The sequence below is a fragment of the Actinophytocola sp. genome, from assembly GCF_049647105.1.
Taxonomy (GTDB): domain Bacteria; phylum Actinomycetota; class Actinomycetes; order Mycobacteriales; family Pseudonocardiaceae; genus Actinophytocola.
Window position 1 is genome coordinate 1 of the sequence record NZ_JBARWZ010000330.1, and the last position, 25,941, is coordinate 25,941.

A 25,941-nucleotide genomic window follows, 5' to 3' on the forward strand; every position below is an offset into this window, starting at 1 on the left:
CCGCTCGGCGGCGCCGACGGGTCGGTCGACCCCGGCGGCTCCTCCTGCGCGGGTGGCTGGGCGGCCACCGGCTGCCCGATCACCGCACGGAACCGGAGCTGGGCGGTCTGGCCGAGGTCCTTGGCCTGCTCACCCTCCTCGCCCGGCACCGTGATGATGATGTTGTTGCCGTCGAGCACGACCTCGGTGCCACTGACACCGATGCCGTTGACGCGGTTCTCGATGATCTGCCTGGCCTGGTCGAGGGCCTCCTTGCTGGGCGCGTCACCCGTCTCGGTGCGCGCGGTCAGCGTGACCCGGGTGCCGCCCTGCAGATCGATGCCGAGCTTGGGCGTCAGCTTGTGATCCGGCGTGGCGAACACCAAGCCATACAGCAGAACCACGATGAACAGGAAGAACGCTAGGTAGCGCCCTGGGCGGATCTGCCCGGAGGGTGAGGCCACGGTCGGTCGGTCTCCTCGAACTACAGGGTCGTCAGGCGCGTCATGAGCCCGTGATCTGGTCACAAGACTGCGCCCGCACCCGTTACACGTGTGGGTGAGGGCGCAGCGTACCTCTCGCGACGTGAGGCCGTTGTCACACGGTCACGTCACGCTCACGCATTCCGCTACTTCTGCTTGCCGGACTCGAGCTCGGCGTCCTTGACGACGGGCGGCTCGTTGGTCTGCGCGTCGACGGTCTCGACCTCGTCGGACACGTCGGTGTCCTCGATGTCCTCGAGCTCGTCGGCCGCCTCGACAGGGCCGACCTTCTCGCGCACCGCGGCCCGCAGCCACTCGGTCTCGACGCCGGGAGCGATCTCGATCGTGATGGTCGCGCTGTCCTCGGCGTCGACCACCGTGCCGTACAGGCCCGAGGTCGTCATCACGCGGTCACCGGCAGCTATCGAGTTCTGCAGCGCCTGCTGGTCCTGCTGTGCCCTGCGCTGGCGCCGGGTCATGAAGTACATCATGACGCCCAGCAGGCCGAACATCAGGAGCAGGGGAAGGATATCCATGTTTGTCCATCCGTGAGTTGCCTACTCTGCGGTGTGCGCAGTGTTGTCCGTGTCACTGTCGAACAGCGTAGGCGGCATCGGGCCAGGAGCGTTAGCCGGGGCCAAAAGCCCCAAATGGGACCATGCCGCCACCGTGGCGACACGACCCCGAGGAGTCCTGGCAAGCATGCCCACGCGCACCAGGAACGGCTCGCACACCTCCTCCACCGTACTTGGCTCCTCCCCCACCGCGACAGCCAGCGTCGATACACCGACCGGGCCGCCGCCGAAGGACCGCACGAGCGCGCCGAGCACGGCCCGGTCGAGCCGGTCGAGACCCAGCTCATCGACGTCGTAGACCTTGAGCGCGGCGCGGGCGATGTCCCTGGTCACAATGCCGTCGGCGCGGACCTCGGCGAAGTCGCGCACCCGCCGCAGCAGGCGGTTCGCGATACGTGGTGTGCCACGCGAGCGACCGGCGATCTCCTCGGCGCCGTCGGCGCGCAGGTCGACCCCGAGGATGCCCGCCGAGCGGCGCAGCACCTGTTCGAGGTCGGCCGCCGAGTAGAACTCCATGTGCGCGGTGAAGCCGAACCGGTCACGCAGCGGGCCGGTCAGTGAGCCGGCGCGGGTGGTGGCGCCGACAAGCGTGAACGGCGCGATCTCGAGGGGGATGCTGGTGGCGCCGGGGCCCTTGCCGACCACCACGTCGACGCGGAAGTCCTCCATCGCGAGGTAGAGCATCTCCTCGGCGGGGCGGGCCATCCGGTGGATCTCGTCGATGAACAGCACGTCGCCCTCGACGAGGTTGGACAGCATCGCCGCGAGGTCACCCGCCCGTTCCAGCGCGGGCCCCGAGGTGAGGCGCAGCGCGCTGCCCAGCTCGGCCGCGATGATCATGGCGAGACTGGTCTTGCCGAGGCCGGGCGGGCCGGACAGCAGCACGTGGTCCGGCGGCACGCCACGCTGGGTCGCGCCCTGCAGGACCAGGTCGAGCTGCTCGCGGACCCGGTGCTGGCCGACGAACTCGGCGAGCCGCTTCGGGCGCAGCGTCGCCTCTTCGTCCCGTTCACCCACGATCAGCTCGGGGGACGCGATCTCGGACGCGATTTCACCGGGGTCGGTCACGGCTTCATCGTGCACGACCCGCTACCGCTTCTTGCCAAGGGTGGCGAGCGCCTTGCGGAGCACGGTCGGGGTGTCGGTGACGCCGTTCTCGGCGAGCACACCGTCGACCGCCTGCTCCGCCTGCCTGGCCGCGAACCCGAGCCCGGTGAGCGCCTCGACGACGCTGCCCCGCACCGCCCCGTTACCGGTGGCGACGGTCTCCGCTGTGACGCCTGCGAGCGCGCCGACCTTGTCGCGCAGCTCGATGATGAGGCGTTCCGCACCCTTGCGCCCGATGCCGGGCACCTGCGTGAGCACGGCGATGCTGCCCTCGGCGAGCGCGGCCCGCAGCTGGTTCGGGTCGAGGACGGCGAGCGTGGCCATGGCGATGCGCGGGCCGATGCCGGACACGGTCTGCAGGAGCCCGAACAGCTCGCGGGCCTGGGAGTCGGCGAAACCGAACAGCGTCAGCGAGTCCTCGCGGACGACGAGCGTGGTCTCGAGGATCGCCTCCTCGCCGCTGCGCAGCGTGGCGAGCGTGGCCGGGGTGGCGGTGATCGCGAGACCGACCCCGCCCACCTCGATCACCAGGCGGTCCAGGCCGATCGAGAGCACTGTTCCTCGGACGCGGGAAATCATGTGGTCGTCTTCCTCTTGGTGGCGGAGCGAGCGTTGGACGCCGCCGCTGCGGCGATGCGTGCCTTGTGGTTACGGGCCATTTCCGCGGCCCGCGCCTCGGCCTCGGCGAGCCGGGTGCGCATCGGCGCACGCCAGATGTGGCACACGGCGATGGCGATGGCGTCCGCGGCGTCGGCAGGCCGTGGCGCCTCGCTGAGCCCGAGCAGCTTCGTGACCATGGCGGTGACCTGCGCCTTGTCGGCGCGGCCGGAGCCGGTGACCGCGGCCTTCACCTCCGACGGCGTGTGGAACATGACCGGCAGCCCGCGCCTGGCCGCGGCGAGCGCGACGACGCCACCCGCCTGGGCGGTACCCATGGCGGTGCGGACGTTGTACTGGCTGAAGACCCGTTCGACCGCGACGACCTCCGGTTTGTGCCGGTCGAGCCACTCCTCGACGGCGTCGGACACGGCGAGCAGGCGCACGGCGAGGTCGGCGTCGGCCGGGGTGCGGATCACGTCCACCTGGACGCACGTCACCTGCCTGCCCGCCACCCCGTCGACGACGGCGATTCCGCACCTGGTCAGGCCGGGGTCGACGCCCAGCACGCGCATGGTCTTGCCTGTCGGGAACATCAGTTCGAAGCCTAGGGGACCAGAACCCTCTGCCCGCGCACCGACACGGCACCCAGCGCCACCGCGCCGAGCGCCTTCACTTGACATGCGTGTTAGAACTGCACACAACGGAAATGTAAGCGCTTCCAACGTCGGAAGGCAGCCATGTCTGGTCGGGATCGGCGGCCGGTCACCATCTACGAGGTGGCCGAACGGGCCGGGGTGTCCATCGCCACCGTGTCCCGTGCGCTGCGGGACTCCGACCTGGTCGCTCCCGCCACCCGCCGCCGCGTCCACCAGGTCGCCGAGGAGCTGCGCTTCCGCCCCAGCCGGGCGGGCCGCGCGCTCGCCGAGGGTCAGCACGCGGCGAACGGCATCGTCTTCCCCGACCTGTCCGGCCCGTACTACGCCGAGGTGGTCCTCGGGTACGAGGAGGTCGTCGCCGAGCTGGGCCGCAGCGTCCTGATCCTCGCCACGAACGGCCGCACGAAGGCCGACGAGGCGGTGCTCGAACTGGCCGGCCGGGTGGACGGCATGGTGATCATGGGCCGGACCGTCGGCGACCACGTGGTGGCCAGCATCGCCGACACGGGGCTGCCGCTCGTGCTGCTGGCCCGCCCGCCGGTCGGGGAGGTCGACACCGTGACCGCCGACAACGAGAACAGCGCCCGCGACCTCACCGCGCACCTGCTCTGGCACGGCCACCGCCACCTCGCGTTCCTCGGCGATCCCGGCGAGTCGCCGGACGTCGCCGGGCGCTACCGGGGTTTCCGGCGTGCGCTGACCGAGCACGGCTTCACCGTCCCGGCGGCGACGCCGTGCATGTTCGACGTCCGGTCCGGCTACGCGGCGGCCAAGGACCTGCTGCGCACGCGACCCGACGCGGTCGTGTGCGCCAACGACGAGGTGGCGCTCGGCGCGCTGCGGGCCGCGGAGGACCTGGGGTTCTCCGTCCCTGGCGACCTGGCCCTGACCGGCTGGGACGACATCATGGCCGCCGACTACGCCCGCCTGACCACCGTGCGCCAGTCGATGCGCGAGCTGGGCGCGACCGCCGCGCGCTGGCTCGACGAGCGCATCGGCGGCACCACGACCACGGCACGCCGCGAGGTGCTGCCGACCCGGCTGGTGATCCGTGCCAGCTGCGGACACCATGCCGACCTTGCCGACCTTGCCAGTACCGGAACGACCACCCCCGGAGGTACCCCATGACCCTTCCCGGCAGGCGAAAGTTACTGCTCGCCGTCGTCACCGCCGCCGCGCTGGCCGCGTCGGCGTGCGGGCGCGACAGCGAGGACGCGGGCGCTCAGCAGGGCGAGGAGGTCGCGGCGGGCAAGGCGTCCGGCGACATCTCGGTGTGGGCCATGGGCACCGAGGGCGAGAAGCTGTCGGCGCTCGCCGACGACTTCATGAAGGAGAACCCGGACGCGAAGGTCACCGTCACGCCGGTGCCGTGGGACGGCGCGCACAACAAGCTCGCCGCCGCGATCGCGGGCCAGGAGACACCCGACGTGACCATGCTCGGCACCACGTGGGTCGGCGAGTTCGCGAAGACCGGCGCGCTGGACGTGGTGCCGCCGGACTTCGTGAAGGAGGCCGACTTCTTCCCCGGTGCGTGGGAGACCGGCGTCGTCGACGGCACCTCCTACAGCGTCCCCTGGTACGTCGAGACCCGGCTGCTGTACGTGAACAAGGCGGTCGCCGAGAAGGCCGGGATCACCGAGGCACCCAAGACCTGGGACGACCTCAAGCAGGCGGTCAAGGACATGCAGGCCAAGGGCGGCGCCAAGTGGGGCACCTACCTCCAGCCCGGGCAGACGGGCGCCTGGCAGACCGTGATGCCGTTCGTGTGGCAGAACGGCGGCGACATCTACGACGGCTCGAAGTTCGTCCTCGACTCGCCGCAGGCCGTGGCGGCGTACGAGTACTACAAGTCCTTCTACGACGATGGTCTGTCCACGAAGGACCGGTTGCGTGAGGGCGAGCCAGAGCCGAAGCTCCTGTCCGGCGAGGTCGGGTCGTTCGTGTCAGGGCCGTGGCACATCGGGCTGCTGAACGAGCTCGGCGGCGAGGGCAAGTACGACCTGTGGCCGATGCCGAGCGGCGCCGGTGACTTCACGTCGTTCATCGGCGGCAGCAACATGTCGGTCTTCAAGAACACGAAGAACCGGGACGCGGCCTGGAAGTTCGTTTCGTACCTCATGCGGCCCGAGGTCCAGGTCAAGTGGTACCAGACGGTGTCGGACCTGCCGTCGGTGCAGGCCGCGTGGGACGACGAGGCGCTCGCGGGCGACGAGCAGCTGAAGGTGTTCGGCGACCAGCTCGACAAGGCCAAGGCGCCGCCGTCGATCCCGACGTGGGAGCAGATCGCGGCCGGGGTGGACACCGAGCTGGAGAAGATCGCGAAGGGTGCCTCGTCGGCGGCCGACGCGGCGAAGGCCATGCAGGCCCAGGCCACGTCGATCGGCACGGGTGGCTGACGTGCCGGAAGTCCGGGACCGCACCGTCCCGCCCACCCCGGCCGACGGCTCCCCGGCCGAGCCGGAACCGCGCCAACCCGCGCGGGTCCGGCGCACCACCGGCACACTGACCGGCTGGGGGTTCGCGCTGCCGTTCGCCGTGCTGTTCCTGGTGTTCACGGCTGGACCGGTGGTGGCCTCGTTCGTGATGAGCGTGTCGGACCTGCGCAGCGCGGACCTGCTCGACCCGTTCGGCGTGAACGTCGTCGGACTGGACAACTACGTCAGGTTGTTCTCCGACGAGAAGTTCCTGACCGCGGCGGGCAACACGGCGATGTTCGTGGTGGTCGGCGTGCCGCTCACCATGGCGCTGTCGCTGCTCGTCGCGCTCGGGCTCAACTCCGGGCTGGTGCGGTTCCGGACCCTGTTCCGGGTCGGCTACTACCTGCCGGTCGTGACGAGCATCGTCGCGATCTCGGTGGTGTGGCGGTTCGTGCTGCAACCGGACACCGGCCTCGCGAACGAGATACTGGGCTTCTTCGGCATCGAAGGGCCGAACTGGCTCAACAACGAGACGTTCGCACTGCCGACGCTGATCGTGATGGGCGCGTGGCGCAACCTCGGGTTCGGCATGGTGATCTTCCTCGCCGGGTTGCAGGCCATCCCGAAGGACCTGTACGAGGCGGCCACGATCGACGGCGCGAAGCGGTTCGGGCAGTTCCGGTACCTGACGCTGCCGATGCTGCGGCCCACGATGCTGTTCGTCGCCGTGATCACCACGATCGGCTACGTGCAGTTCTTCGAGGAGCCGTTCGTGATGACGCAGGGCGGACCGCTCGACTCGACGCTGTCGCTGGCGTTCGCGACCTACAACCAGTTCGGGTTCGGCAACTACGGCTACGCGTCGGCCATGGGCTACGTGCTGTTCGTCGTGGTCGTGCTGCTGTCCATCGCCTGGTTCAAGCTGCTGAGGAACAACGTCGATGACTAGGTCGACCGAGGAGAGGCTCCGTTCCCGGGACCGGATCGCCAGGGCGGTGCTGTACCTGCTGCTGTTCGGCGGGCTGGCGGTCGTCGTAGGGCCGTTCGTGTGGATGCTGCTGTCCTCGTTCAAGCCAGAGGGCGAGATCCGCGCCAACCCGCCGACGTGGCTGCCGAACGACCCGACGCTCGCGAACTACGGCGACCTGTTCGACCGGCTCGACTTCCCGACGTTCTTCACGAACTCGGCGGTCGTCGCGGTCGTCACGACGATCGGCAACCTGCTGTTCTGCTCGGCGGCCGGGTACGCGCTCGCGAAGCTGCCGTTCGCGGGCAAGAAGCTCCTGTTCGGCATCGTCCTTGGCACGTTGATGGTGCCGAGCATCGTCACGATCGTGCCGCTGTTCGTGCTGTCGTCCAACCTGGGGCTGGTCAACACGCTGGCCGGGCTGATCCTCCCCTATCTCGCGCAGGCGTTCGGCGTGTTCCTGATGCGCCAGTTCATCCTGTCCATCCCGAACGACCTCCTCGAGGCGGCGCGCATCGACGCGGCGAGCGAGCTGCGGATCTACTGGCAGATCGTGCTGCCGCTGTGCCGCCCCGCGCTCGCCACGCTCGGCATCCTCACGTTCCTGGCCTCCTGGAACAACTTCCTGTGGCCGCTCGTGGCGGCGACCGAGGAGGAGACCTACACCCTGCCGGTGGCGCTCGCGCTGTACGCGATCGGCCAGAACCGGACCGAGTACGACCTGCTGCTCGCGGGAGCGGTCGTGGTCGTGGTGCCGGTGCTCATCGTTTTCATCCTGCTGCAACGTCATTTCGTCCGCGGCATCGCGACGACCGGACTGAAGTAAGAGGTGCCCTGCATGTCCCGACTACGACTGGCTGGGGTCGCCGTGCTCGCGGCGGCCCTGCTCACCCCGCTCGCACCCGCCACGGCGGCGCCATCGTCTGGGTCACCCCACCTGTCGCTGGCGCGTGACACGTGGCGGTCGTTCGACGCGATGACCGTGAAGGCGACCGGGATGCCTGCCGACAACATCGGCGGCGACCTCGACCCGGCCACCCGCTCCGCGTACACCTCGCCGACGAACATCGGCTCCTACCTGTGGTCGGCGATCGTCGCCGAGGACCTCGGCGTGCTCTCGCGGCGGGAACTGGTGTCCCGCACCAGGACCACGCTGTCCTCGCTGGCGGAGCTGCAGCGGCACCCGGCGTCTGGCCAGTACTACAACTGGTACGACCCGGTGACGCTCGAACGCCTGACCACGTGGCCGGTGGACGGGTCGGTCGTGTACCCGTTCGCGTCCAGTGTGGACAACGCGTGGCTCGCGGCCGCGCTGATGGTGGTGCGCAACGCGGTGCCCGAGGTGCGGGCGCAGGCCCAGGAACTGCTGGCCCCCATGGACTTCTCGTTCTACTACGACCCGGAGGGCCGCGGTCCCGACGTGCCTGCCGGGTTGATGCGCGGCGGCTTCTGGGACACCCCGCCGCCCGACCCCCAGTGTTCGCTGCCCGGCAACTACCCCGGCGTCGGGCCGGAGGTGTACTACACCTGCCACACCTACGGGTCATTCGCGTCCGAGACGCGGATGATCTCGTACGTGGCGATCTCGCTCGGCCAGGTGCCGCCGGCGCACTACTTCGCGCCGTGGCGGACCTTCCCCGACACGTGCGACTGGAACTGGCAGGAGCAGAAGCCGTCCGGGCAGTTCGTGGACTACCTCGGCGTGCCGGTGTTCGAGGGCAACTACACCTACCGCGGCCTGACCTTCGTGCCCACCTGGGGCGGTGACATGTTCGAGGAGCTGATGCCGGACCTGTTCGTGCCCGAGGTGGCATGGGGCAGGGACTCGTGGGCGCGGCAGCACTCGGTGTACGTACGCGGCCAGATCGAGCACGGCCTCAACGACGCGAAGTACGGGTACTGGGGCTTCTCACCCGCCTCCAACCCGGACGGCGGGTACCGCGAGTACGGCGTCGACGTCATGGGCCTCGACGGGCCGGGGTACACGAGCGACCAGGAGAGGACGGCCGTGGACGTGGGCTTCGAAGGCTGCCGGGACCCGCGGCCGCTGCCCGCCGAGTACGGCGACGGGGTCGTGACCCCGCACGCGGTGGTGCTGGCGCTGCCCTACCAGCCCCGCGCCGCGCTGACCGAACTGGCGAAGCTGCGCCGCGACTTCGACGCCTACGGCCCAGGCGGCTACTACGACGCGATCGCCGTGCGCAGCGGCAAGGTCGCGAAGCGGTACCTCGCGCTGGACCAGGGGATGATCATGGGTGCGCTCGGCAACCTGCTCGGCGACGACCTCCTGCGCGACGCCTTCACCAAGGGCGGCGCGAAGCAACACCTGCGCCCGGTCATGGCGATGGAGGAGTTCAACCTCCCCCGCCGCCAGTGACCCCGAGTGCCGGGCGGGTGGGCGACCCCCTCTCCCATCCGCCCGGCACTTCCCCACTCCCGTGGCATTGCCCCTGAAGGTGCCGTCAGGGCGCTCAGTCATCGTGTAACCGGAGTGTCGGGGCCAACGGCCGAGCCTGGGGGCGGGTACGTGGGGCAGTGCGCGAGACCCACACCATTCGGGGGCTGGCTCCACGCACGGAGTCGAACGGACCTCGAACCGTGCCGTCAGTACCCGTGCACGGAACCGCGACGGCGCATCCGTACCGGCATCCGGTCACCGGAATCCCCAAGCCGGGTGGCACCGGGATGAGCGTGTCCGGCGCTTCCGGGTGACCTGGCTCCGGCAGAGTCAGCAACGCTCGCAGTGTCCACACCGGACTTGCGCCGTACCACCAGTACACCTGCCCGGGTGCGAACACATCGCCGTCCGTGTCGGCCGGCAGCCGGTAGGCGTGCGCGTGCTCCCCGCCCGAGAACACGAACACGTCCGCGCAACCAGGGTGCTGGAACACCCCCCGACCGGGGACACTCAGCGCCACCCTGTTGACGTGTCTCGCGTTGTAAGTCACGATGTAGAGAAATTTCTCCGCTACTGAGACAGGAGACGCTATGCACGTACGATTTCTCGGAAAAGACCCTGACTCCGCCGAAGGCGACTCGCCGACGCTGTACGCGACGGACCGCACCGACCGCAAGACCTACATCGCCCAGGGTTGGCACGTGACTGACCCTCAAGTGCTTGCTGAGATCGGCCCGATCGCTGAGGGTGAAGGGATCATCGAGATCCCCGAGGATGTACTGAAGTTTTACCAGCGCAACCAGGAGGAAGACCGCTGAGCCTGCTAATCGGCGACGAATTCGGTCAGCTGTTCCGCACCTTCGAGCACACAGCTTTTCGTTTGGAGGTGCGGGACCGCTATAACTCGCCGCGCGAAACTGAGTCCTTTGAAAAATTCCTTGCAGGAGAATCAGACGATCTTGCATGGCATCAAAATTGGCTTGCCATGATACGGGATTCGTCAAACGAGGGACGCAGATTTAGCCGTGTGCGGGTGGTCAGCGTGCCGCTGAGTGACTATAGCCGTTTTGGCGTCTGGATTTCCCAGTTCGCCTACAACGCTGGGGACGATATCCGTTACTTGAATCGCGACAAGGCTAAGGTTTTAGACCTTCCCGGTCACGACTATTGGCTTTTCGATTCCCGGAAGCTGGTACGAATGCACTTCGGTAAAGATGACAGATTTGTAGGCGGGGAGGTGGTCGAAGACGCACCAACTATAGTGCAACACAATTACTGGCGTGATACAGCTCAGCACTACGCCATACCGCGAGACGGGTTTGTCAGCGAATAGAGCAACAGTGTGACCAACATCGATGAGGCCCGTAAGGCTATTGGGAAGCGACTCCGTGAACTGCGACAGCAAGCCGGACTTAACGGCAAGCAGCTTGCGGAGTCGTTGTCGTGGCCGCCGTCCAAGATTTCCAAGCTTGAGATAGGGCGTCAAGCTCCCACCGATGATGACATTCGGTCGTGGACTCGTGCGACGAACGCGGAGGTCGAGACAGAGAGCCTGCTTACAGCACTGCACACTCTCGAAATTCAACATGCAGAGTGGAAGAGGCTAATTAAAACGGGCTTGCGCTCGCACCAAAAAGAACTTATTGAGCAGGACGAAAAGACCCGGCTTTACCGCGCTTTTGAGCCCGTCATCATTCCAGGTCTACTGCAAACGCCTGAATACGCGCGTTCTCGATTCTCGCAAGCTGTCACGGTTCACAAGGTTCCCAACGATGTTAACGAGGCCGTTCAAGCGCGAATGCGGCGACAAGAGATTCTTTACCGCCCAGACAAACGCTTCTATTTCGTACTAACCGAAGCGGCGCTCCGTTACCGTCTTTGTCCAGTAGATACCATGCTTGCTCAACTGGACCGACTGGTGTCTCTTTCTAATCTTCGAAACATTCGACTTGGCGTTATCGGCTTCAAAACGCCGTACGTAGCCGACCCTCGGCATGGATTTTGGCTCCTTGACGATGACCGTGTACGGGTTGAGACATATTCCGCCGAACTCAACCTGCGGCAACAGCACGAAATTGAGCTGTACCGCTCAATCTTTGAGCAACTCGCAGCCGTGGCTAGTTACGGAGGCTCAGCACGCGCGATCATCACCAAGGTGATGGACGAACTTGCGGATGAGGCCACCCCTGGTAGCTCCTAATTTCTCCTGGGCAACGGGTTCAAGCTATTTCGAGAAATACCTAGAAATTTTCTAGTCATCCCGGTTTTGCCTGCTTACGCTCCCGTTATGTCCCGCGTTCGGCGGGGAATCTTCGGGAGGTCAGGTGGCGACGTTCGTTCCGTTGTTGGCGCGGGAGCAGGTGGAGAAGCTTCCGGCGCGGGCGCGTGAGGTGGTGGAGTACCGCAAGTCTGGGTTGAGCCTGAACCACATTCAGGGCTGCCCGTTGGACTGTGCGTACTGCATCCGGCACACCTACGGTTTGTGGGATGCGCGGCAGCCCCGCGCGCTGATGTCGGACGCGGACGCGGTGGGCGAGCTGGTGGAGCACCGGTACTTTCAGCCGCATGTAACACCAATTCAGGTGTTCAATCGGGCTACTGATCCGTTCTTGCCGAACGTCCGGCCGCACACGTTCGCGGTGCTGGAAGACCTGGACGAGCGCGGGTTGACCAATCACGTGTTGGTGATCACCCGGCACAAGATGAAGCCCGAGGACGCCGACAGGTTGAACCAGCTCCGGCACGTCAAGGTGACGTTGCTGTTCACCTATTCGGGCATCGACAACAAGAAGATCGAGCCCTACCCGTCGCACGTGGCGGCGGAGTCGCTGAAATTGATGAGCGCTCCGCCACGGCGGAAGTACCGAACGGTGTTGTATTGGCGTCCGCTGGTTCCGGGGCTCAACGATTCCGACGAGCACCTGACGACGGCGCGTGAGTTAGGGGAGCACGCCGACGCCACGGTGTTTACCGGCCTGTTCTACCGCGCCGAGATCGCCGAGTACTACAAGGCCAACAATCTGCCCGAACCCTACGAAGAGACAGCGCGGCGCAAGATTGTTCCCGAAACGCTGGAACAGCGCGTGTTGGCGGCGTTCCCGGCGTCGGCCCCGTTGTTCCGTAAAACGTCGTGCGCGGTGTCCTATGCGCACGGGTTGCCGGACTACAACGGGCATTACGGCATCCGGGAACTGTGCGATATCTGCCCGCTGTCTCAGTTGGAGCTGTGCGCGGGCGCGCACCGTAGGCCGACCGCTGACCAGCTCCGGCAGGCTGCCGCGTCGCTGCCGGAGGCTCGCGGCCTGGAGGTTGTCGAGGTCAGCGAGGCAGCGGCGGTGGTGTCGGGGTTGGACACGGAGCAGCCCCGCTACTACCTCCAACACGCGCTCGGGTTCCAGGTCCACGATGTAGCCCACCCCCACCGCAGCAAGCGGCATGGTCGGGCCGAGACCGGATGGAAGGAACAGGCGAAAAATGACTGACTGGACGAGCCTTACCTATGTGGTCGTGGACGTGGAAGGCAACGGCCAGCAGCCCCCCGACCTCGTGGAACTCTCGGTAGTGCCGATCTACGGCGGTGTTATCGGTGAGCCGGCGAGTTGGTTGGTGAAGCCGGAGCAGCCGATTACGCATTTCGCGCGCAAAATTCACGGCATCACCAACGACGCGGTAGCCGACGCTCCAGTTTTCGAGGCCGTGAAACCCGCCGTGCTTGACGCGCTCAACGCTCACGGCCTCAAAGCTGACGCGCTTATCGCGCACAACGCGCATGTCGATGTGGGGGTGTTGCAACGCAAGCTCGGGGATTGGGAATGCCCGGAAATCTTCGACACTCTCAAACTCGCGCGCCGTCTGCTGCCGGATTTCGGCAGCTACAAACTCGGCGCTCTGGTCGATGCGTTCAAGCTTGCCGACAACCTGCCCGATGGGCTCGCGCCGCACCGCGCGACCTATGACGCGCTCGTCGCAGCACGGCTGTTCGTGCGCTTGGCGACCTTGCCGGACACGCGCCCGCAGACGCTGGAAGAGCTGCGCGGTAAACCGGGAGGGGGCGAGGATGACACTCCGTCCCTTTTCTGACCACGACCGTGGGCTATTCGTCTCCGTGGACGGTCCCAGCGGCGCGGGTAAGTCCACGGTCGTGCAGCACTTGGCGCAACTCCTCGTTGCCTCCGGGGAGACCGTGCACGTCACGGCGGAACCCTCTACCGGCCCCATCGGTGTGTTGGCGCGGGAGCTGACCGAGGTCGTCACAGGCCATGCCCTGGCGTGCCTGTACGCCGCCGACCGATACCACCACGTGGAAACCGAGATCCGGCCCAAGCTGGCCGAGGGCACAACCGTCATCGTCGACCGGTACATCCCCTCGGGTTTGGTGGTGCAGCGGTTCGACGGCATCGACCCGGCCTTTCTGTGGAAGCTCAACGCGGAAGCGGACCGACCTGACCTCGCGGTGATCCTGGAAGCCGACCCGGCCGTGATCGCGCAACGTCTCGACGAGCGCGGACCACACAACCGGTTCCAGCTCCGCCCCGGCAGCGCACACGCTGAAGTCCACTTCTACGCCCAAGCCACCGAACGGCTAATACACGCCGGGTTCGACGTGATGCGGGTGGACTGCACCCAACCCGCGCACCACGCCGCCGCGCGCATCGTGGACCGGCTGACAACGTTCTTCGCCCCTGTGAAGGAGGCCCAATCATGATGCCCACCACGGTCTGTCTTCTGGGTCTCGGGACCATGCCTCTGATCGGCCCCGGCCACTGGGGAGCGAGTGGAAGCAAGCGACCTGACGACTGGATCGGGGGCATCCGATCATGGCGCTGAGATCATCCGGCAAGACGCTCTCCTCCCTGACCGGCATCCTGGTCATGGCCGCCGTGCTGTGGCTGCTCCTGAACTTTCTCTACGCGCCCAGCTGTGGCCGGTTCGGGTGCAGCTACGAACCGGCCTGGTGGCCGCAAGCGTCGGCCGACGGCGTTAGCGCGGACGGATGCCCGGACAGCCTCGAAGGCGCTGCGACGGACGCCGAGTGGGCCGCCGACCGGATCGAGTCGCTTCGGGAGAAGAACGCCAAGGTCACGACCGGGTTGTTCTACGAAACCGACGGCATCCAACACACCTACAGCAGCGGCTACGACGAAGACTCCGACCTTGCCGAGCAAGCTCTACGGGATGCCGGGGTGGACTTCCCGCCGGTCGGCCGGCATCCGGCAGCCGCGCACGTGGAAACCAAGATCGCCGCGCTCATGCGGGAGAACGGCATCACCTACGGCGTTGTCGTGATCAACAATGACCGTGGCCCCTGCGGTGCCGACCCAACTTCCGAGCGGCGGTTCAGTTGCGGTGTCTCGGTGCCGGCCATCCTGCCGGCAGGCTCTACCCTCGCGGTGTGGTTCCCGGTGCCATAGAGGCGGTCATGCTGAGAGGACAGGCCAGTGAGTGATCAACTGGTGGTCAACGCCAATCACAACGGCATGGCTTACCCGGTCGTCACAGCCCGCCACGTCAACCAGACCGCTTGGCTGGTGGACGCCTTGCTCTGCGAGCAGGGACCAACCGAGACGTGGTTCACCATCGAGGGGCAGCCGACGCGGTGGATGCGTACCGGCTATCACGGCGAGTACGGGGCCGCGTTGTTCGTTGACGAGACCGTCGCCCCCTATGACTGGTCGTGGGCCGCGCTCAACCCCGAACCGCTGACCGACCCACCGACCATCTACTACGACCGGGACGGCGAAACGATCTTCCCGTCCGCGTGCGTGATGCCCCTGGCCCGCCTCCGCGCCGTGATCTTGGAGTGGGTCCGCGTCGGTCAGCGGCCCACCTCCGTGGACTGGATGCCGATCAACGCCCTGGCCTGGGAGCCGACCGACGACGGCCGGGTGCACGTACCGAATCCCGCTCACTAGGTACGCTGCCAACCGGCCATGACCGAGGGGGTCAGCCGCGAGAACCGGCCAGACGGGCACACGGGAGATCCGTGCACCTGTCTGTCCTCGCGTCATGATCACGGTTTGGGCATTGACCAGCGTCCCGAAGAGCACCTTCAGGGCGTCGGCCCCTCCCGATCGGGAGGGACCGACGGGAACCCGGTGTGGTGGTGTGGCACCTTGATCGGCTGCTCGATCAGCTCGGCCCGCAGTGGGTGCTTCGGCAGCAGCCACGGGTCGGTGGGAGCGCCGTCCGGGTTGGCCACCCACTTGCGGCACACGCGGGCCAGCTTCACGGGGTAGATCGTCAGCGTGCCGTCGCGGCCGATGTGCATGCGGAGGAAACCCTTGTGGTCCTCGATGCTCTGGCCCGCCATCACCTCGTTGAGGTTGATGCCGAACCGGCTGGCGACGAGCAGGTACAGCGCCACCACCTCGGCGTCGACGAAGCCGATCACCACCGGGGTGCCGACCGCGGCGATGAGGAAGATCAGCCAGTCCGCGACGACGCCGTCGGGGAACGCGTGGTACAGCGCGCGGATCGCCACCGCCCACGCGACGCTCAGCGCGAGGTGCGCCACCGCGTGCGCGATGCCCGCGAGTATGCCTTTTCCGCTCGTCTCCGGCAGGTCGATCCGCGCGAACGCGATTCCCGCCAGCACGAGCACGGCGGCCGCGAGCACCGCGGGCGACCACGACGCGAGCAGCCCGAACACGCCGTCCCGCACCGCGGACTCGGCGATCCCGTACAGCACGGCGGCGGTCGCGACGAGCTGCGCGATGCCGGTCACGGCCCAGAAACCGGGGTTGCGCCACGGCAGTTTCAGGATGCCGGCCGTGAGCCTGCCGGTGTGTTCCGGGTAGCGGGCGGCGAGGTCGAGACTGCTGGGCGGGGACGGTTCCCGCACCCGTGACTTCTCCCCCGGCAGGTCGAGCCGCTTGGGCAGTTCGTGCGTGGCCGCGAGATAGGCACCGCCGAGACCGGACGTGATCTTCTGCCCGGTGCCGTCCTGTTCCGCGTACCGGGCGTAGTGGTGCTTGTCGCCGGTCAGCATGACGCGGACGTTCGCGCCGCGCGGGCGGATCACCTCACGCTGGAAGAACTCGATGGTGTCGTAGCCCTTGGTGTCACCGCCGGACCCGGCATCCACCCATGCCGGCGTGGAGGTGCACAGGATGACCGAGTCGCCCCTCCGCAGCTCGGCGGACGCGCCGCGGAAGTACTCGAGCTGCGGCGCGTCGACATAGTCGTCGAACTGGGTGTCGATGGCGTACAGCCACCAGTTCTGTGGCAGCCGCACCGCGAAGTAGCTGCGCGTCTGCTCGGTCTGCCAGCCGCCGAAGGGCCGCCGCTGCGCGAAGACGCGGAGGAACGAGGTGAGTCCGTCGTACCAGTCGTGGTTGCCAGGTAAGGCGAACAGCGTCGGCGCGTCCTCCGTCACGACGGGCAGCGCGGCACGGTAGACACCCTTGGTTCGGTCCTCGTAGGCGCCGGTGGAGGCGGCGGGGTAGACCTCGTCGCCGCCCATGATGAGCAGGCTGCCGCGCGGTTTCGGGCCGTCGAGGTCGAGCTCCGGCGCGGCCAGCAGCGAGGCGATCGAGTAGGTGGCGTCGAACCCGTCACCGAGATCGGCGACGAAGTCCATCCACAGCTCGTCTTCCCTGGAGTGGTCGTACACCTGCGCGGCCAGGCCGCCCTGGAGTTCGCGTTTGTCGGCGTAGGATCCGAAAATCTCGGCGATGAGCGACTGCGCACCCGTGGTGATCAGCACTCTCGGATTGAGCCAGCGAACCGCTTCCTGGGGCCGGAAACCAAGTTCTTTCTCGGACATGTCATGCGGGCGCGGTCGTGCCATCCGTTCAGGGTGGAGCATGATCGTCGGTATGTCCACGCCCCAGGAGATCACGTCGCTGCTCGGCCTCGAACAGCTGCCCATCGAAGGCGGGCTTTTCACGCAGAGCTGGCGGTCCGGCACCGTGTCCGCGATCTACTACCTGCTCTCCGCACCGGAGTTCTCGGCGGTGCACCGGCTCGACCGCACCGAGATCTTCACCTACCACGCCGGCGCGCCGGCACGGATGCTGTTGCTGTCGCCGGACGGGTCGGCGCGCTTCGCTGTCCTGGGTACCGACCTGGCGGCCGGACAGCGGCCACAGGTGGTCGTGCCGCCAGGCACGTGGCAGGCAGCGGAAACCCTTGGTGAGTGGACGTTGATGGGGTGCGTGGTGGTGCCGCCGTACGTCGACGACTGCGTCGAGTTCGGCAGGGCCTCCGACCTGGCGGCGGAATTTCCCTTGCACGCCGACGAGATCCGCCGGTTGTGCCGTGAGTGATCATCCGGCGGTGCCGTGTTTCCCGTGCCGGGGTGCCGCACGATTCTTCTCCAGCACCACCATCGCGACACCGGCCGGGTCGACGGTTTCCGCGACGACCTCGTAGCCCGTCCTGCGGTACAGACGTAGATTGTCCTCGCTCTCGGCGCCGGCGAGCAGCCAGAAGGTGCGGATCTCCCCTGGCGCGGCCGCCTCCATCGCCGCCAGCAGGGCTCCGCCGATCCCCTGCCCCTGCAGGTCCGGCGCCACCGAGAACCGCGCGATCTCCATGCGGTCGCCGTCGACCCGGCCACGGACCGAACCGGCGAGCCGGGTGCCCGTCCACGCGCCGAGCGCCAGCACGCCGGCCATCAGGTCACCACGCAGGTCGTCGAGAGTCTCGATGAGAGGCGGGATGCGGGGCGCGTCGTAGTGCTGCGCCTCGGTGACATAGGCGGCACGCTGGACGGTCAGCGCCTCACCGGCGTGCGCCGCCGCGAGCGGTCCGACATGGATGGCCGAGGTCATCCGGGTATTGGACCACGCTCATCGCCGCTGGTAGGGCATTGGGTTCTGGCGCGGCATCGTGTTCTGGTGCGGTGGCACCGGCCTGTCGCTTTGTTCCCGGTTCGCTCAGGGCCCGTCTACGCCGGGGGTCCAGCTCTCCGGGGCGTGGCTCGCGGTCAGGAGCGGCTGCCACTGGCCGAACCCCGCCGGCGCGTCGGACTCCCACGGCCACGCGTCGTCGTTGGTGGCGGTGATCAGCTGGACCGCGTCGAAGTCGCCGTCCGGGTGGAGGAGGAAGACACTGCCGAAGTAGGTGAAGTAGTGGCCCTTGCTGACTTTCTCGACCGTGACCAGCACGCCCTCGAGCAGGTCGTCCCACACCGAGCCGGGGGCGAACTGCTCGCCATGGCCCGCGCGGCGGACGTAGTTGCGCACGAGGATCTCGCCCGCGCCGGGGGGCAGCCCGATGGTGACCGCCTCCGGCACATGGAACCGCCGCCACGCGCCGACGGTGAACGTGTACGGCGGACCCTTCTCATCGCCCGCGACATCCACGACGGCGGCGCCGTGCGCGTTGGACTGGGCGATGAAGTGGTCCCGCAGCTGCCGGTGTTCCGCGGTGAGATTGTCAGCCACGACGCTCACCCGCCCGCGCCGAGCCGGGGTTACGCATCAACCTCGGCCATGACGTCGTCGGAGATGTCGAAGTTGGCGTAGACGTTCTGCACGTCGTCGCTGTCCTCGAGCGCGTCGATCAGCCGGAACACCTTGCGTGCGCCATCGGCGTCGAGCGGGACACTGACCGACGGGAGGAAGCTCGCCTCCGCCGACTCGTAGTCGTAGCCCGCGTCCTGCAGCGCCTTGCGCACCGCGACCAGGTCGGTGGCCTCGGAGACGACCTCGAAGCTCTCGCCGAGGTCGTTGACCTCCTCCGCGCCGGCCTCGAGGACGGCCATCAGCACGTCGTCCTCGTTCAGGCCGTTCTTGGGCAGGATCACGACGCCCTTGCGGTTGAACAGGTACGCCACCGAACCCGGGTCGGCCATGTTGCCGCCGTTGCGGGTCATCGCGGTGCGGACCTCGCTCGCGGCGCGGTTGCGGTTGTCGGTGAGGCACTCGATCAGCACGGCGACGCCGTTGGGCCCGTAGCCCTCGTACATGATCGTCTGCCAGTCGGCGCCGCCAGCCTCCTCGCCACCGCCGCGCTTGCGGGCCCGCTCGATGTTGTCCTGCGGGACCGAGTTCTTCTTCGCCTTCTGGATGGCGTCGAACAGCGTCGGGTTGCCGTCCGGGTCACCGCCGCCGGTGCGCGCGGCGACCTCGATGTTCTTGATCAGCTTGGCGAAGAGCTTGCCCCGCTTGGCGTCGAGTGCGGCCTTCTTGTGCTTCGTCGTCGCCCATTTTGAGTGGCCGCTCACGATCTACCCTCCACCATTTGCACGAACAGTCTGTGTACGCGGATGTCCCCAGTCAGCTCCGGGTGGAACGCCGTGGCCAGCACGGGTCCCTGCCGGACGGCGACGATCCTACCGGCGGCCGCCTCACCACCCGGGACCTCCGGGTCATCGCTCACCCGTGCGAGCACCTCGACCTGTGGCGAGGCCGACTCGACCCACGGCGCGCGGATGAACACCGCGTGCACCGGGCCGCCGTCGACACCGGCGAACTCGAGGTCCTCCTCGAACGAGTCGACCTGCCGACCGAAGGCGTTGCGCCGCACGATCATGTCCAGCCCGCCGAGCTGGTGCTGGTCCTCGCGACCGTCGAGCACCTTGCTCGCGAGCAGGATCATGCCCGCGCACGACCCGTACGCAGGCATGCCGGCCGCGAGACGCTCACGCAGCGGGGTCAGCAGCTCGAAGATGTCGAGCAGCCGGGACATGGTCGTCGACTCGCCGCCCGGCAGCACCAGTCCGTCCACTTCGGACAGCTCGGTCGGCCTGCGGACAGCCGTCGCCCGCGCACCGCTCTGTTCGAGCGCGGCGAGGTGCTCACGCACGTCTCCCTGCAGCGCGAGCACACCGATCAGCGGACCACCGGACACCTGTTGACCTCCCGAGATCTCTTCAGCCTACTTACGGCACGCCGAGCGCCCGCAACCCGGCCGCGACGAGGGCGGCCACGACGACCACCACCACGAACGGCGCGCGCCGCCAGGCCAGCACGCCACCGGTCAGCACCCCGGCGGGCAGGGCGAACCCGGCGAAGGAGCCGCCGTCCGTGAGCGCGGACGTCGCGACCAGCGCGACCAGCAGCACGGTGGCGGCGGTGGACAGCACCTCTTCGAGCCGGGGCGGCAGCTCGGCGGTGCCGCCGCCCGCCTTGGCCAGCCGCGCCCGCAGCAGGGGCCCCGCCAGCCGGAACGCGTACGTACCGACGGCGAGAACGAGGATCGCGGTGATCGTCATCCCGCCACCTCGGCCTTCTTCGGCGCGGGGATGAGGACGACCAGGCCGCCCAGCGCCAGCAGTACCGGCACGCCCGCAGGCAGGAACGGCGTCGTGGCCAGCGCGATCACCGCACCCAGCAGCGCGGCGTTGCGCACGCGCGTGTTCTTCAGCGACGGCAGCAGCAGCGCGAGCAGCGCGGCGGGGAACGCGGCGTCCAGGCCGAACGTGTCCGGATCCCCGATCACCTGCCCGGCCGCGGCTCCGATGATGGTCCCGACGTTCCACACGACGAACGCGGTCGTCCCCAGGAACCAGAAGACCGCCCTGCCCCTCGCCGGGTCCTTCTGCGCCAGCGCGAAGGCCACCGACTCGTCGATCATGAGGTGCGAGCCGACGGCCCGTGCGAGCTTCCCCCGGCCCATGATGTCGCCGATCGCCAGCCCGAACGGCAGATGCCGCGCGTTGAGCAGCAGCGCGCCGAGCACGGCGGCGACCATGCCACCTCCCGCGGCCACGACGCCGACCACCATGAACTGCGAGCCGCCCGCGAACACCAGCACGGACAGCGCGCTCGGCATCCACCATTCGAGGCCGGCGGCCACCGCGATGGCGCCGAAGGACAGGCCGACGACCGAGATCGCCCCGGCCACGGCCAGGGCGTCCCGTTGGAGTGCGGACGTGAGGGTTCGCCACATCGAACGCATGTCTTTTATGATGAACACCAGCCGATCGTTCGTCAAGGCGAACGATCGGTCTTACATATCGAACACGGGAGGTCATGGATGGCACAGGCGCCGCTCGACGCCATCGCGTTCTCACTGCGCCGCGAACGTGAACGCGCCGGGCTGTCACTGTCCGAGCTGGCCAAGCGGGCCGGCATCGCGAAGTCGACGCTGTCGCAGCTGGAGTCGGCGAGCGGCAACCCGAGCGTGGAGACGCTGTGGGCGTTGTCGGTCGCACTGGACGTCCCCTTCGCGCGCCTGATCGAGCCGGTGCGGCCCAGGGTCCAGATCCTCCGCAAGGGCGAGGGGCCCGCGGTGTTCTCCGAACGGGCGAACTACGTCGCCACCGTGCTGTCCGCCTGCCCGCCCAGCGCGCGCCGCGACCTCTACCTGATCACCGCGGAGCCCGGCTCGATCCGGGAGTCCGAGCCACACATGCCCGGCGTCGTCGAGCACGTCGTGCTCTGCTCCGGCCGCGCCCGGCTCGGCCTCACGGACGACCCGGTGGAGGTCGGCCCGGGTGACTACGTTGCCTACCCGGGCGACCTCCCGCACATCTTCGAGGCACTGGAGCCCGGCACGACCTCGGTCATGGTGTCCGAGCACGTGTGACATGGCCTCGCTCCGCTCGGCGCTCGCAGGCCTTCACCCGGTGTCTTCCCTCCCTGCGCTGCTCGGCGAGGTCGCTTCGCTCCCGGCGCCTCCGCTGCTCGCTCAGTCCAGACACCGGCGGCCTGCTCGGTGACATGGCCCGGTGGGTTACCAGCCGCGGTCGGCGAGCCGGTGCGGCTCGGGGACGTCCTCGACGTTGATGCCGACCATGGCCTCGCCGAGCCCGCGCGACACCTTCGCGATCACGTCGGGGTCGTCGTGGAACGCGGTCGCCTTCACGATCGCCTCCGCACGCTTGGCCGGGTCACCCGACTTGAAGATGCCGGAGCCGACGAACACGCCCTCGGCGCCGAGCTGCATCATCATCGCCGCGTCGGCCGGGGTCGCGATGCCGCCCGCGGTGAACAGCACCACCGGCAGCTTGCCGAGCTGGGCAACTTCCTTGACCAGCTCGTAGGGCGCCTGCAGCTCCTTGGCGGCGACGAACAGCTCGTCCTCCGGCAGGGAGGTCAGCCGCTTGATCTCGCCGCGGATCTTGCGCATGTGCGTGGTCGCGTTGGACACGTCGCCCGTGCCGGCCTCGCCCTTCGAGCGGATCATGGCGGCGCCCTCGGTGATCCGGCGCAGCGCCTCGCCCAGGTTCGTCGCACCGCACACGAACGGCACGGTGAACTGCCACTTGTCGATGTGGTTGGCGTAGTCGGCCGGGGTGAGCACCTCGGACTCGTCGATGTAGTCGACACCCAGCGACTGCAGGACACGCGCCTCGACGAAGTGGCCGATGCGGGCCTTGGCCATCACCGGGATGGAGACCGTGTTGATGATCCCGTCGATGAGGTCGGGGTCGCTCATGCGGGCCACGCCGCCCTGCGCGCGGATGTCCGCGGGCACGCGTTCGAGGGCCATCACGGCGACCGCTCCGGCGTCCTCGGCGATCTTCGCCTGCTCGGCGGTGACCACGTCCATGATCACGCCGCCCTTGAGCATTTCCGCCATACCCCGCTTGACACGGGCCGTACCGGTCTCGGGGGTGGTCGAAACGTCAGTCACCCAACTGTCCTTCCTATGTGGATTCCCCACCCAGTCTAGGCGCGATGTGGCCTCTGCCAGCGTGCCAATTCGGAGGTATCTCGCCAGGCCACTTCTTCGGTCGGGGTTGTCCGACCAGGCAAACAGGTGTGAGATCGAGCACATAGGCGAACACACCGACCATCCGGCTGACAGTGCGGTCAAGCGGAAAGGGTGAGTGGCATGGCCAGCAAACACTCAGACAACGGTGACGGCGGAGCCGCGGTCGCTGTAGACGACCCGGCCAAAGTGCGGAACATCGTTCTCGTCGGGCCGTCCGGCTCCGGGAAGACCACCCTCACAGAAGCCCTGCTCACCGCCGCGGGCGTGATCAGCAGGGCGGGCTCGGTCACCGAGGGCACCACGGTCTGCGACCACGACCCGGCGGCGCAGCGACAGCAGCGGTCGGTGGGGTTGTCCGTCGCCCCGCTGGTGCACAACGACGTCAAGATCAACCTGATCGACACCCCCGGATACGCGGACTTCGTCGGCGAGGTGCGCGCGGGCCTGCGCGCGGCGGACGCCGCACTGTTCGTCGTGTGCGCGGCCGAAGGAGTGGACCCCGCGACCATCGCGCTGTGGGAGGAGTGCGCCTCGGTCGGCATGCCGCGAGCGGTGGTCGTCGCGCGGCTGGACCACCAGCGTGCCGACGCCGACGCGGAGATCCGGGCCTGCCAGGAGGCCTTCGGCGCCGGCGTGCTGCCGCTGTACCTCCCCTCGGTGGGCAAACCGGGCCTGCTGGGGCTCATCACCCGCCGGTTCTTCGACTACTCGAACGGCTTCCCGCCCCAGCTCGGCGAGCCGGACGAGGCCGACCTCATGCGGATCGACGAGGCACGCAACGAGCTCATCGAGGGCATCATCGCCGAGAGCGAGGACGAGACCCTCATGGAGCGCTACCTCGAAGGCGAGGACATCGAGACCGAGACGCTGATCAACGACCTCGAGACCGCCGTCGCACGTGGCTCCTTCCACCCCGTCATGCCCGTGTGCGCGAACAGCGGCATCGGCCTCGCCGAGTTGCTGGAGGCGCTGACCGGCGCGTTCCCGTCACCACTCGAGCACTCGGTGCCGGACGTGACCGACCTCCACGGCGGCAACGGCGGCACCCGGGTCTCCGCCGACCCCGACGGCCCGCTGGTGGCCGAGGTCGTGCGCACCGCGATCGACTCCTACGTCGGCCGCGTGTCACTCGTCCGGGTGTTCTCCGGGACGCTGCGACCGGAGCGCCCGGTCCACATCTCCGGGCACGGCATGGCCGACCGCGGTCACGAGGACCACGACGTCGACGAACGCGTCGCGCACATCTACTCGCCGCTCGGCGCCAACCTGCGCGAGGTGACGCACTGCGTCGCCGGCGACATCTGCGCGCTGACCAAACTCGGGTCGGCGGAGACCGGCGACACCGTGTCCAGCCCCGACAAACCGCTCCTGATGCGGCCGTGGCCGATGCCGGAACCGCTGCTGCCGGTCGCGGTGATGGCGAAGACCCGCAGCGACGAGGACACGTTGTCCCGCAACCTGTCCCGGCTCGTCGCCGGTGACCCGACGCTGCGGCTGGAACGCAACGCCGAGACCCACCAGCTCGTGCTGTGGTGCATGGGTGAGGCACACGCCGACGTCGTGCTGGCCCGCCTGCGGTTCGGTGGCGCCGATGTCGACACCGAACCGGTGAAGATCGCGCTGCGGGAGACCTTCGCGACCAGGGCACGCGGGCACGGGCGGCACGTCAAGCAGTCCGGCGGGCACGGCCAGTACGCCGTCTGCGCCATCGACGTCGAGCCGCTGCCGGTCGGGTCCGGGTTCGAGTTCGCCGACAAGGTCGTCGGCGGGTCCGTGCCATCGCAGTTCATCGGCTCGGTGGAGAAGGGCGTCCGCGCACAGCTGGAGAAGGGCCTGCAGGGCGGTCACCCGGTGGTCGACCTGCGCGTGACCCTGTTCGACGGCAAGGCGCACAGCGTCGACTCCTCCGACGCCGCGTTCCAGATGGCGGGTTCGCTCGCGTTGAAGGACGCCGCCGCGAACGGCCGGATCTCGTTGCTGGAACCGGTGGACGCGGTGGCGGTGCGGCTGCCGGACGAACACCTCGGCACGGTGCTTGGCGACCTGTCGTCCCGGCGCGGCCGCGTGCTCGGCACGGAAGCCGACGCGACGCCCGGCTACAGCGTGGTCCGCGCCGAGGTGCCCGCCACGTCGCTGCTGCGGTACGCGATCGACCTGCGTTCCATCACGTCCGGCTCTGCCACGTTCACCCGCACCTTCAGCCGGTACGACCCACTGCCCGAGTCCCTCGCCGCTCAGGTCACGTAGAGCAGGACACACACCCCGCCGTCCCGGTGCGCGCACCGCGTACCGGCCGGCGGGCACGGTCACCGGACGGTCCGCACCGTGCCGTCCCACTGGGTCGTCAGCACGCCAGGCAGCAGCGACGGCAGCTGGACCGGGTACACGGTCTCCTCGGTGTCACGCAGTTCACCGGCACTCCACCACCGGTGCCCGTCGACCGTGCGGGTCTCCAGTTCCGTGAAGTTCGACGTGTCGACGCGCACGTCACCGTCGGCGAGGTCCGCGACGAAGAACCACTCCTCGCCGTCGTAGGTGCGGCCGTCGAAGCTGAAGGCGACCCGCCGCCGCCACACCGGGCCGACGAGCCCGTCGTCGGCCAGCTGCACGCCGGTCTCCTCGGCCAGCTCCCGCAACGCGGCCGACCGCAGGTCCTCCCCCGGTTCGACGCCGCCACCGACGGTGAACCAGAACTTCGTGTCCGGGCGGATCGGGTCGTGGCCGTTGAACAGCAGCACCCTGCGCTCGGCGTCGATCAGGAGCACCCGCGCAGAAGGACGCGGCAGCGGCGCGCCGTCCGGCTCGCTGGACAGCGTCGGCTCGACGATCTCGAAGTACTCCGGCTGCCTGGCCGTCCCGGCGAGTTTCAGCCACCGCACCAGCCTGCGCCGCCGCTGCGTCAGCGTGTCGCGGACCGCGTCGTTGTGCACCCGGCGGGCGATGATCACGCGGTGCTCCGCGTCCAGCAGCTCGGCGGCCAGGACCAGCGGCAGCTTGGCCCGGTCCACGGCCGCGAGCTGGAGCGACAACCGGTTCTCGGCCTCCTCACGCTCGGCGCGCGGGGTGGCTTCGGCACGTTCGGCCTCGGCACGCAGCCGGTCCGCGCCGACGTCGTCCAGCCGGATGGCCGCCGCGGCCGCGCGGGCCACGAC

At 68.3% G+C, this 25,941-nt stretch carries 29 protein-coding genes and 1 pseudogene; 16 read left to right on the plus strand and 14 right to left on the minus strand.

Annotated elements, in window-relative coordinates; all coding sequences use genetic code 11:
• From WBA97_RS40475 to ruvC, 5 genes and pseudogenes are all read right to left on the minus strand, one after another.
• A pseudogene (locus WBA97_RS40475) lies at positions 1 to 443 on the minus strand (protein translocase subunit SecD); the annotation flags it as partial.
• A gap of 164 nt (positions 444 to 607) precedes the next feature.
• Positions 608 to 997 (minus strand): preprotein translocase subunit YajC, encoded by a 390-nt coding sequence (yajC, locus tag WBA97_RS40480; protein WP_424236618.1) that lies wholly within the window; start codon positions 995 to 997, stop codon positions 608 to 610.
• Between the two features lie 21 nt (positions 998 to 1,018).
• The gene (gene ruvB / locus WBA97_RS40485; RefSeq protein WP_424236620.1) at positions 1,019 to 2,104 is read right to left on the minus strand and encodes a Holliday junction branch migration DNA helicase RuvB; all 1,086 of its coding nucleotides are present in this window, start codon (positions 2,102 to 2,104) and stop codon (positions 1,019 to 1,021) included.
• A gap of 21 nt (positions 2,105 to 2,125) precedes the next feature.
• Positions 2,126 to 2,722 carry a Holliday junction branch migration protein RuvA gene (gene ruvA, locus WBA97_RS40490; protein ID WP_424236621.1) on the minus strand — a complete coding sequence of 199 codons (597 nt, stop codon included), beginning with the start codon at positions 2,720 to 2,722 and terminating at the stop codon, positions 2,126 to 2,128.
• Entirely contained in the window at positions 2,719 to 3,315 is a 597-nt protein-coding gene (ruvC, locus tag WBA97_RS40495) for a crossover junction endodeoxyribonuclease RuvC (RefSeq protein ID WP_424236661.1), read from the minus strand. The genes ruvA and ruvC overlap by 4 nt, the downstream gene beginning before the upstream one ends.
• 165 nt (positions 3,316 to 3,480) lie before the next feature.
• Here ruvC and WBA97_RS40500 point away from each other — a divergent pair, with 165 nt between their 5' ends.
• From WBA97_RS40500 to WBA97_RS40560, 13 genes are all read left to right on the plus strand, one after another.
• Positions 3,481 to 4,527 carry a LacI family DNA-binding transcriptional regulator gene (locus WBA97_RS40500; RefSeq protein WP_424236623.1) on the plus strand — a complete coding sequence of 349 codons (1,047 nt, stop codon included), beginning with the start codon at positions 3,481 to 3,483 and terminating at the stop codon, positions 4,525 to 4,527.
• Positions 4,524 to 5,795 carry a sugar ABC transporter substrate-binding protein gene (locus WBA97_RS40505; protein ID WP_424236625.1) on the plus strand — a complete coding sequence of 424 codons (1,272 nt, stop codon included), beginning with the start codon at positions 4,524 to 4,526 and terminating at the stop codon, positions 5,793 to 5,795. The genes WBA97_RS40500 and WBA97_RS40505 overlap by 4 nt, the downstream gene beginning before the upstream one ends.
• A gap of 1 nt (position 5,796) precedes the next feature.
• Positions 5,797 to 6,765: a carbohydrate ABC transporter permease gene (locus WBA97_RS40510; RefSeq protein ID WP_424236626.1), complete on the plus strand. Its 969-nt coding sequence runs from the start codon at positions 5,797 to 5,799 to the stop codon at positions 6,763 to 6,765.
• Positions 6,758 to 7,609: a carbohydrate ABC transporter permease gene (locus WBA97_RS40515; RefSeq protein ID WP_424236627.1), complete on the plus strand. Its 852-nt coding sequence runs from the start codon at positions 6,758 to 6,760 to the stop codon at positions 7,607 to 7,609. The genes WBA97_RS40510 and WBA97_RS40515 overlap by 8 nt, the downstream gene beginning before the upstream one ends.
• 12 nt (positions 7,610 to 7,621) lie before the next feature.
• Positions 7,622 to 9,160, plus strand: a complete 1,539-nt coding sequence (locus WBA97_RS40520) for a glucoamylase family protein (RefSeq protein ID WP_424236628.1) — start codon at positions 7,622 to 7,624, stop codon at positions 9,158 to 9,160.
• Positions 9,161 to 9,771: 611 nt separating this feature from the next.
• Positions 9,772 to 9,999 (plus strand): hypothetical protein, encoded by a 228-nt coding sequence (locus WBA97_RS40525; RefSeq protein WP_424236630.1) that lies wholly within the window; start codon positions 9,772 to 9,774, stop codon positions 9,997 to 9,999.
• 8 nt (positions 10,000 to 10,007) lie between these two features.
• Entirely contained in the window at positions 10,008 to 10,514 is a 507-nt protein-coding gene (locus tag WBA97_RS40530) for a DUF6879 family protein (RefSeq protein ID WP_424236662.1), read from the plus strand.
• Between the two features lie 9 nt (positions 10,515 to 10,523).
• Positions 10,524 to 11,381: a helix-turn-helix domain-containing protein gene (locus WBA97_RS40535; RefSeq protein ID WP_424236632.1), complete on the plus strand. Its 858-nt coding sequence runs from the start codon at positions 10,524 to 10,526 to the stop codon at positions 11,379 to 11,381.
• 124 nt (positions 11,382 to 11,505) lie between these two features.
• Positions 11,506 to 12,663, plus strand: a complete 1,158-nt coding sequence (locus WBA97_RS40540) for a radical SAM protein (RefSeq protein WP_424236633.1) — start codon at positions 11,506 to 11,508, stop codon at positions 12,661 to 12,663.
• On the plus strand, positions 12,656 to 13,261 hold the full coding sequence (locus tag WBA97_RS40545; protein ID WP_424236635.1) for an exonuclease domain-containing protein: 606 nt from the start codon (positions 12,656 to 12,658) through the stop codon (positions 13,259 to 13,261). The genes WBA97_RS40540 and WBA97_RS40545 overlap by 8 nt, the downstream gene beginning before the upstream one ends.
• Positions 13,239 to 13,886 carry a dTMP kinase gene (gene tmk / locus WBA97_RS40550; protein WP_424236637.1) on the plus strand — a complete coding sequence of 216 codons (648 nt, stop codon included), beginning with the start codon at positions 13,239 to 13,241 and terminating at the stop codon, positions 13,884 to 13,886. The genes WBA97_RS40545 and tmk overlap by 23 nt, the downstream gene beginning before the upstream one ends.
• Before the next feature lie 166 nt (positions 13,887 to 14,052).
• A complete protein-coding gene (locus WBA97_RS40555; RefSeq protein ID WP_424236638.1) occupies positions 14,053 to 14,592 on the plus strand; it encodes a DddA-like double-stranded DNA deaminase toxin in 540 nt (179 codons plus the stop codon).
• A gap of 27 nt (positions 14,593 to 14,619) precedes the next feature.
• Complete coding sequence (locus WBA97_RS40560) at positions 14,620 to 15,093, plus strand: Imm1 family immunity protein (protein ID WP_424236640.1); 474 nt, start codon at positions 14,620 to 14,622, stop codon at positions 15,091 to 15,093.
• Positions 15,094 to 15,230: 137 nt separating this feature from the next.
• Here the strand turns inward: WBA97_RS40560 and WBA97_RS40565 are convergent, their stop codons facing one another.
• Positions 15,231 to 16,970 carry a metallophosphoesterase gene (locus WBA97_RS40565; RefSeq protein WP_424236641.1) on the minus strand — a complete coding sequence of 580 codons (1,740 nt, stop codon included), beginning with the start codon at positions 16,968 to 16,970 and terminating at the stop codon, positions 15,231 to 15,233.
• A gap of 28 nt (positions 16,971 to 16,998) precedes the next feature.
• Here WBA97_RS40565 and WBA97_RS40570 point away from each other — a divergent pair, with 28 nt between their 5' ends.
• Positions 16,999 to 17,448, plus strand: coding sequence for a cupin domain-containing protein (locus WBA97_RS40570; protein ID WP_424236643.1), 450 nt, complete (start codon positions 16,999 to 17,001; stop codon positions 17,446 to 17,448).
• Here WBA97_RS40570 and WBA97_RS40575 read toward each other — a convergent pair whose 3' ends face one another.
• From WBA97_RS40575 to WBA97_RS40600, 6 genes are all read right to left on the minus strand, one after another.
• On the minus strand, positions 17,449 to 17,955 hold the full coding sequence (locus WBA97_RS40575) for a GNAT family N-acetyltransferase (RefSeq protein WP_424236645.1): 507 nt from the start codon (positions 17,953 to 17,955) through the stop codon (positions 17,449 to 17,451).
• Positions 17,956 to 18,060: 105 nt separating this feature from the next.
• Positions 18,061 to 18,570 (minus strand): DUF4262 domain-containing protein, encoded by a 510-nt coding sequence (locus WBA97_RS40580; protein ID WP_424236646.1) that lies wholly within the window; start codon positions 18,568 to 18,570, stop codon positions 18,061 to 18,063.
• A gap of 29 nt (positions 18,571 to 18,599) precedes the next feature.
• Positions 18,600 to 19,352, minus strand: a complete 753-nt coding sequence (locus WBA97_RS40585; RefSeq protein WP_424236648.1) for a YebC/PmpR family DNA-binding transcriptional regulator — start codon at positions 19,350 to 19,352, stop codon at positions 18,600 to 18,602.
• On the minus strand, positions 19,349 to 19,978 hold the full coding sequence (gene pdxT, locus WBA97_RS40590) for a pyridoxal 5'-phosphate synthase glutaminase subunit PdxT (RefSeq protein WP_424236649.1): 630 nt from the start codon (positions 19,976 to 19,978) through the stop codon (positions 19,349 to 19,351). The genes WBA97_RS40585 and pdxT overlap by 4 nt, the downstream gene beginning before the upstream one ends.
• 31 nt (positions 19,979 to 20,009) lie before the next feature.
• Positions 20,010 to 20,342 carry an AzlD domain-containing protein gene (locus WBA97_RS40595; protein ID WP_424236651.1) on the minus strand — a complete coding sequence of 111 codons (333 nt, stop codon included), beginning with the start codon at positions 20,340 to 20,342 and terminating at the stop codon, positions 20,010 to 20,012.
• The gene (locus WBA97_RS40600; protein WP_424236652.1) at positions 20,339 to 21,028 is read right to left on the minus strand and encodes an AzlC family ABC transporter permease; all 690 of its coding nucleotides are present in this window, start codon (positions 21,026 to 21,028) and stop codon (positions 20,339 to 20,341) included. The genes WBA97_RS40595 and WBA97_RS40600 overlap by 4 nt, the downstream gene beginning before the upstream one ends.
• Before the next feature lie 78 nt (positions 21,029 to 21,106).
• Between WBA97_RS40600 and WBA97_RS40605 the strand changes: the two genes are divergently transcribed.
• The gene (locus tag WBA97_RS40605) at positions 21,107 to 21,658 is read left to right on the plus strand and encodes a helix-turn-helix domain-containing protein (protein ID WP_424236654.1); all 552 of its coding nucleotides are present in this window, start codon (positions 21,107 to 21,109) and stop codon (positions 21,656 to 21,658) included.
• A gap of 147 nt (positions 21,659 to 21,805) precedes the next feature.
• Here the strand turns inward: WBA97_RS40605 and pdxS are convergent, their stop codons facing one another.
• Positions 21,806 to 22,708 carry a pyridoxal 5'-phosphate synthase lyase subunit PdxS gene (gene pdxS, locus WBA97_RS40610; protein WP_424236656.1) on the minus strand — a complete coding sequence of 301 codons (903 nt, stop codon included), beginning with the start codon at positions 22,706 to 22,708 and terminating at the stop codon, positions 21,806 to 21,808.
• Positions 22,709 to 22,909: 201 nt separating this feature from the next.
• On the opposite strand from pdxS, the gene WBA97_RS40615 reads away from it, so the two are divergent.
• A complete protein-coding gene (locus WBA97_RS40615; protein ID WP_424236658.1) occupies positions 22,910 to 25,036 on the plus strand; it encodes an elongation factor G-like protein EF-G2 in 2,127 nt (708 codons plus the stop codon).
• Positions 25,037 to 25,095: 59 nt separating this feature from the next.
• On the opposite strand, the gene WBA97_RS40620 is transcribed toward WBA97_RS40615, so the two are convergent.
• A partial coding sequence (locus WBA97_RS40620) for an NUDIX hydrolase (protein ID WP_424236660.1) occupies positions 25,096 to 25,941 on the minus strand: 846 nt, incomplete at its 5' end.

Coding starts and splice junctions, on each gene's coding strand:
- WBA97_RS40595 (WP_424236651.1), bottom strand. CDS start 20,342: ATGACGATCACCGCGATCCTCGTTCTCGCCGTCGGTACGTACGCGTTC.
- ruvA (WP_424236621.1), bottom strand. CDS start 2,722: ATGATTTCCCGCGTCCGAGGAACAGTGCTCTCGATCGGCCTGGACCGC.
- yajC (WP_424236618.1), bottom strand. CDS start 997: ATGGATATCCTTCCCCTGCTCCTGATGTTCGGCCTGCTGGGCGTCATG.
- WBA97_RS40575 (WP_424236645.1), bottom strand. CDS start 17,955: ATGACCTCGGCCATCCATGTCGGACCGCTCGCGGCGGCGCACGCCGGT.
- WBA97_RS40500 (WP_424236623.1), top strand. CDS start 3,481: ATGTCTGGTCGGGATCGGCGGCCGGTCACCATCTACGAGGTGGCCGAA.
- WBA97_RS40605 (WP_424236654.1), top strand. CDS start 21,107: ATGGCACAGGCGCCGCTCGACGCCATCGCGTTCTCACTGCGCCGCGAA.
- tmk (WP_424236637.1), top strand. CDS start 13,239: ATGACACTCCGTCCCTTTTCTGACCACGACCGTGGGCTATTCGTCTCC.
- WBA97_RS40570 (WP_424236643.1), top strand. CDS start 16,999: ATGTCCACGCCCCAGGAGATCACGTCGCTGCTCGGCCTCGAACAGCTG.
- WBA97_RS40555 (WP_424236638.1), top strand. CDS start 14,053: ATGGCCGCCGTGCTGTGGCTGCTCCTGAACTTTCTCTACGCGCCCAGC.
- WBA97_RS40545 (WP_424236635.1), top strand. CDS start 12,656: ATGACTGACTGGACGAGCCTTACCTATGTGGTCGTGGACGTGGAAGGC.
- WBA97_RS40600 (WP_424236652.1), bottom strand. CDS start 21,028: ATGCGTTCGATGTGGCGAACCCTCACGTCCGCACTCCAACGGGACGCC.
- WBA97_RS40565 (WP_424236641.1), bottom strand. CDS start 16,970: ATGGCACGACCGCGCCCGCATGACATGTCCGAGAAAGAACTTGGTTTC.
- WBA97_RS40520 (WP_424236628.1), top strand. CDS start 7,622: ATGTCCCGACTACGACTGGCTGGGGTCGCCGTGCTCGCGGCGGCCCTG.
- WBA97_RS40615 (WP_424236658.1), top strand. CDS start 22,910: ATGGCCAGCAAACACTCAGACAACGGTGACGGCGGAGCCGCGGTCGCT.
- ruvC (WP_424236661.1), bottom strand. CDS start 3,315: ATGCGCGTGCTGGGCGTCGACCCCGGCCTGACCAGGTGCGGAATCGCC.
- WBA97_RS40505 (WP_424236625.1), top strand. CDS start 4,524: ATGACCCTTCCCGGCAGGCGAAAGTTACTGCTCGCCGTCGTCACCGCC.
- WBA97_RS40515 (WP_424236627.1), top strand. CDS start 6,758: ATGACTAGGTCGACCGAGGAGAGGCTCCGTTCCCGGGACCGGATCGCC.
- WBA97_RS40525 (WP_424236630.1), top strand. CDS start 9,772: ATGCACGTACGATTTCTCGGAAAAGACCCTGACTCCGCCGAAGGCGAC.